This window comes from Pseudoalteromonas sp. AWM4_233 (assembly GCF_056158285.1).
On record NZ_JBSWSZ010000031.1, the window covers coordinates 1 to 5,327 of the forward strand.

Consider the following 5,327-nt stretch of genomic DNA (forward strand, 5'->3'; position numbering starts at 1 on the left):
CCAGCATAGTGTACCTGTCATGCAGGACATGGTGCCGGTCGGTTTACCTTCCGATCTATTGAAACGTCGTACCGATATTCGCTTAGCCGAGCGTGAAATGGCCGCGCTCAATGAAGAGTTAGCAGCAAGCGTTGCTGATCAACATCCGAAGTTCTTTTTGACGGGCGGCTCGGGGTCGTCGGCGTCGAGCTTTGTACTGATCTCTCTTCAGTAGCGATCTCTTTCAGGTTGGATGGGTGCGGAGCTGGCGTAAGCTGGAACTCTGTTCGATGGGGGGCGTGGCGAAGCGATTGAAGCCATCAACCAAGCGCGTTTTGATTCGGCGACATTGTCTTATCAACATACGGTCGAGGCGGCTTTCGCGAGGAAACCAGAATCCACACTGTTTGCTTATTGGTCGCGGCCCAGAAATCAGCGCCGAATCGATGATGCATTGAAAGCCACCAATAACGCCGTCAACAAAGCCAAGTCACTGTACCGCGCTGGCTTGATCGATCACTGATCGGTTTGAGATGCGCAACGTCAGCAACGCATGATGCAAGATCAGCAAGTCGCGGCAAAGTTACAAACCGCACAAGCTACGATTACGCTCTACAAATCGCTTGGTGGTGATCGGACGATACGACCAAAAGCACAACCCCAAACGAATGCCAAAGGTTAGGTTTCTTACAAGCCTCACACCTTTTGCGTCAGTAACGGATGCCGTTAAATCGGAATTAAAAAGAGGCCACTCAGACGGCCTTCTTCAGTTTGTGAGGCAAATATTTCTACCACCCATACCCTCTCTCGGTTGTATAATACGACTCTGAACATATTTTGTTACGTTACCTCGGTAACCCCTGGCTAGACCGCAACAATGAACAACAGCAGACGGGCTCGGCTTTATAGGCGGCACGATCGTCTTACTTAGTACCTTTATCCTCTTCGGATCTTCCGTTCCACGCCGCTGGGTACCGAATCCCTGCGGAAGCCATTCATGGTATCGCCTTCACTTTGGCTTTTGGTTTAGGGTTAAACAGCCTGCTGGCGTACGCGACGGCACGGTATTACCTCTTGCTGGCACTATTCTACATTGGCTTTGTCGCTGGCTATCGGGTCCATCAGAAACTTAAATAGTCTTCTGTCTCAACCTGAGCTTAATAACGGATACTTGGTAACTAAAAAGGGAGCAAACGCTCCCCTTTTAGTTATCAGCATGTAGATGTTCTATGCCCGCTTTAATCATTAAGGTGGCATACCCTCAACGACTGCTGCATACCTGAAACATCATCACCTAAATACTCAACCGTCATTGGAACATTGACCAACAGAGTAAAACTAGAGTCACTGAACCTTCCATCAGCATCACTCTCCAAATGAACAAAAAACGCAGGCTTATCCGCAATCAATGTAATTCGCCTCCCTTCAATAGAGACATCTATATTGGCTTTCGCTATCGGCAAGGTTTTTAGCTCCGTGAGTACTAAACCATGTGTTGCTTATTCTGTCTTCACCGATTTGCGCTTCAACATAGAAGAAGCCTGACGTAAGTTCATCCTTCTCAATCAATTCATCCAACTGCCACAAAATCGTATTGCTGTCTGCTATGACTGTTTGTTCTAAGCTCCAACATTGCTTTTCTTCCCCTTGCCAATCTACCCACTTAAGCAGTGCGTTGACGCTTGCGGACTCTTTTGCATCATTGAGCAAATGTAGGCTCAACTTGCCTGTGGATGCTCGGAAAATACCAAATACTGCGGCGCAAAAAAGCGTTTTGCATGGTAGTGCAACTGCTTCCATCGACCACTGTATTCCAAACTAGACCAAGAATGACAGGCCAATTGTCGTTGAGTTGCCAGTACAGCATGCCGCGACAAACTGGAGAAATGGCACGCCAATGATCGCAAGCAGTTTTGATCGCGATTGCCTGCTGAACTTGACTTAAATACAGCATGCTCTCAAATCCAGAGGGAAAACGAAAATAGCGCGTGAACATCTCTGTGATAATACTATTACCACGCGGGTTCTTCTGATGTTGTTCGAAAGTTGGGGATGTAATATTCCAGTCTTGCTCAGGGACAAACCGCTTAACTTCAGCAAAAGATGGCCAAGATTGAAAACCAAACTCAGAGCAAAAACGAGGATTCACGTCAAGGTAGGCACTGAATGATTTTCCTGAATGCCAAACGTCCCAAAAGTGCATATCGCCTTTACTATCATCATGCCACGCATCACCGAAATCCAGTTCACCATTACATGGGGAACTTGGCCAGAAACGGCGAGTGCTATCTTGCTCGGTAATCTCCTTCTCAATCATGCGGTTGAGGCAATCGTAGTTAACCGTGTATTTGACTTTACTGCGCTTAGATTCGTCATACCAACCAATAGCTCCAATCACTTCATTGTCACCACACCAAAGTGCGATTGATGGGTGCTCCTTGAGCCTCGGGATTTGGAATCTAATTGCTTCTTCTACCTCTTTTAAAAACTCGTCGTTTGATGGGTACAACGAGCAGGCGAACATCATGTCTTGCCACACCAACAAGCCAGTTCATCACAAAGGTTATAAAAGATTTCACTCTCGTACTGACCACCGCCCCATACGCGAATCATGTTCATGTTGGCGTCAACCGCACTTTGCAAAAGGTTGCGATAACGTGTTTCGCACTCTCGCCCCGGCATTGCGTCAATCGGGATCCAGTTGGCACCTTTAGCATTAATCGGTACGCCATTGACGATAAATTCCATTGCAGAGCCGTGCTCATCAGCTTGATTATTTAGAGTTAGCTGACGCAAACCAATGTTGTGCGTTAACTTTTGCTCTCTGCAAGAAATGGTAATGGGATAGAGATACGCTTCGCCATAACCCGATGGCCACCAGCGTTGAGGCTCCAAAATGTGGAACTGGCAATGATAGTGACCACTTCCTTTTGTTTGAATACATTGACGCTCACCATTAAATTCAACCATCATTTCATGGCGTTGACTGTCCGTTTCCACTTCAACTACTACATCAAGAAACACACTCCCATCGGCTTGCCATTGCTGCTCTGTCGAGAAGCCTTTGAGCCAAAGCTCATTCACAATGTCGATTTGAATGGGGTCGTAAATACCCGATACCATCAAGCAAATGCCCCAGTCCCATCCGGAATGGCACTGTGTTTTGCGGATCAAGTTCATGTGTGGAATTTGGTTGTTGCCCATTGCCGATGGAATAGGAAATGGCAGTTTTTTTGCTCTTGCGATACCTTCTAAATCCACCCGAGCAAACTCAACCCGAATCGTGTTAGTACCTTGCTTTAAATGCGGTTTAATATCCACACGTTGCTGGGTAAACATGTTGCTGCAAGTTTGTGCTAACTCACCATTAACATAGAAGGTTGCCAATGTATCGACACGAGTTAGCGTCATCCAAATTTGCTTGGCAGACAACGTAAACGCGTCGACGTCAAACTCACGTGAGATATGCCACTCACACTCTTCAATCCATCGAACTTTGTTTTCATTATCGGCAAAATAAGAATCTGGAATCTGCTCTGTTTGTAAAAGCGCCGACACATTATCGCCCGGAATAAACATTGGAATTTAAAGATCGGGACGCTGTGGCGAGGTAAGCATCCACTGCCCGTTAAGTTCGAAGTGAGCCATCGAGTTAAACCTTAGCTTGGGAAAAACATGTTTTCTCAATGTAATCCTGACAATCCCATGCAAAAGCAAGGGAAATGTTAATTACATACGAAATGCGGTGCATTTCACGTAAAGCTTTTTCTTTCTAATCTCTACCCAAAAATCAGCAACTTGGCTAACCTGTTAAAAATTAATCGAAATCTAAGGTTATATTTGCAACTTCGACATGCTTAACATCATCAGCTTTTTGAACATCCTCACACTTTTCGTTGAAACGATGTGAGGGGAAATGCACGGCTTCATAGCCCTAAAAAGCGAAGTAATTATGTCAAATATGAGACAATGCCGCCCCTCCCACACAGCGCCTATTCAGGATGCTGACTATTCTGCTATTCATCCCCCATCTTTACTCAAGCGCCTCGAACTCACCAATCCTGTCTTTTGGTTAAGTGGTAGTTCCTCACTCTATTCGTTTTACTTGCTCTAACGAATACCGACTCTCTAACCGCAATGGTTAACACCGGCTTCGGCTTTGCTACTAAATATTTCGGAGCTTACTGGCAAGTACTGCTTCTTCTGAATTTCCTAATTGGTTTGGCTCTCCTGCGTTTGGTCGCACTGGTTATGTGCGCCTAGGTGGTCTAGCGAAACCTGATATTGATAACTTTAAGTGGTTGTCAATCGTACTCTGTACTCTACTTGCAGGTGGTGGTGTGTTCTGGGCCGCAGCTGAGCCTATCGCGCACTTTGTGACTGCTCCGCCTCTATACGGGGAAGCCTCACCGAAAACTGCCGCAATCAATGCCCTATCTCAGTCTTTTATGCACTGGGGCTTCTTAGCTGGGCGATCCTTGGTGGTCTATCTTCCATTGTCTTAATGCACTTGCATTACGATAAAGGCCTGCCTCTTAAGCCGCGTACTCTGCTTTACCCTGTTTTTGGTGATAAAGCCATTAAAGGCTGGATTGGTGATGTTGCTGACGCATGTAGCATCATTGCAGTAGCAGCAGGAACCATCGGTCCTATCGGCTTCTTAGGTTTACAAATTAGCTACGCGCTAAACTCATTGTTTGGCCTGCCAGATACGTTCGTAACGCAAAGTATGGTTATTATGGCGGCGATCCTGATGTATACCCTTTCTGCACTAAGCGGTTTGAGCAAGGGTATTCAAATCGTCAGTCGTTACAACATCATTTTGTCTGTACTGTTAATTGGTTACATCCTGTTCTTCTGGGCCGACAAGCTTTATCGTTGATGGCTACGTGCAAGGCGTTGGTCGTATGGTGGATAACTTCTTCCCTATGGCACTTTACCGTGAGGTGCTGTGTTTCTCCTTTAACTGGGACATTTAACCTTAGCAATACGTAAACTCCGGAACGAGTAGCTGTAGGTACGTGTTCAGGAAATGTTAACGACGGTTACATTTGCGAATATACCTGTTAGGGTGATCTTGATATACACCTTTAGCGGTAACATCTCTATTCTGAATCGGTGGTAAACTTGGCCGTGAAATGAGAGATTACAACGATATGCTGATTTTTAGATTTAGAAAAACTAAAGAAGCTGAAAATACTTTGCTGACTATTATCACTGTCAATCCACTTAAACCCTTCAGGCTGCTGTTGAACTGATAAAACGCAGGTGATGTTTTAGGTGCTGTGTAAGAGGTGAATTTAACCGTCGTTAACCTTAGCAATACGCAACTGAACGGTGTGCAAGCA

Annotated in this window: 4 protein-coding genes and 2 pseudogenes; 2 read left to right on the forward strand and 4 right to left on the reverse strand. The window is 45.7% G+C overall.

Annotation, left to right across the window (positions count from 1 at the left end; genetic code table 11):
* Nucleotides 1-214, forward strand: a pseudogene (locus ACXAC4_RS18945) (hypothetical protein); the annotation flags it as partial.
* A 1,003-nt stretch (nucleotides 215-1,217) separates the two neighbouring features.
* Here the strand turns inward: ACXAC4_RS18945 and ACXAC4_RS18950 are convergent.
* Genes ACXAC4_RS18950 through ACXAC4_RS18965 form a run of 4 tightly spaced genes read right to left on the reverse strand, consistent with a single transcriptional unit; the run spans nucleotide 1,218 to nucleotide 3,537 of the window.
* Nucleotides 1,218-1,442 carry a glycoside hydrolase family 2 protein gene (locus tag ACXAC4_RS18950; protein WP_475164655.1) on the reverse strand — a complete coding sequence of 75 codons (225 nt, stop codon included), beginning with the start codon at nucleotides 1,440-1,442 and terminating at the stop codon, nucleotides 1,218-1,220.
* Nucleotides 1,405-1,689 carry a hypothetical protein gene (locus ACXAC4_RS18955; RefSeq protein ID WP_475164658.1) on the reverse strand — a complete coding sequence of 95 codons (285 nt, stop codon included), beginning with the start codon at nucleotides 1,687-1,689 and terminating at the stop codon, nucleotides 1,405-1,407. The genes ACXAC4_RS18950 and ACXAC4_RS18955 overlap by 38 nt, the downstream gene beginning before the upstream one ends.
* Complete coding sequence (locus tag ACXAC4_RS18960) at nucleotides 1,679-2,506, reverse strand: hypothetical protein (protein WP_475164660.1); 828 nt, start codon at nucleotides 2,504-2,506, stop codon at nucleotides 1,679-1,681. The genes ACXAC4_RS18955 and ACXAC4_RS18960 overlap by 11 nt, the downstream gene beginning before the upstream one ends.
* Nucleotides 2,503-3,537 carry a glycosyl hydrolase 2 galactose-binding domain-containing protein gene (locus ACXAC4_RS18965; RefSeq protein WP_475164663.1) on the reverse strand — a complete coding sequence of 345 codons (1,035 nt, stop codon included), beginning with the start codon at nucleotides 3,535-3,537 and terminating at the stop codon, nucleotides 2,503-2,505. Before ACXAC4_RS18965 ends, ACXAC4_RS18960 begins: the two co-directional genes overlap by 4 nt.
* Nucleotides 3,538-4,232: 695 nt before the next feature.
* Between ACXAC4_RS18965 and ACXAC4_RS18970 the strand changes: the two are divergent.
* Nucleotides 4,233-4,861, forward strand: a pseudogene (locus ACXAC4_RS18970) (BCCT family transporter).
* The last annotated feature ends 466 nt before the right edge of the window (nucleotides 4,862-5,327 follow it).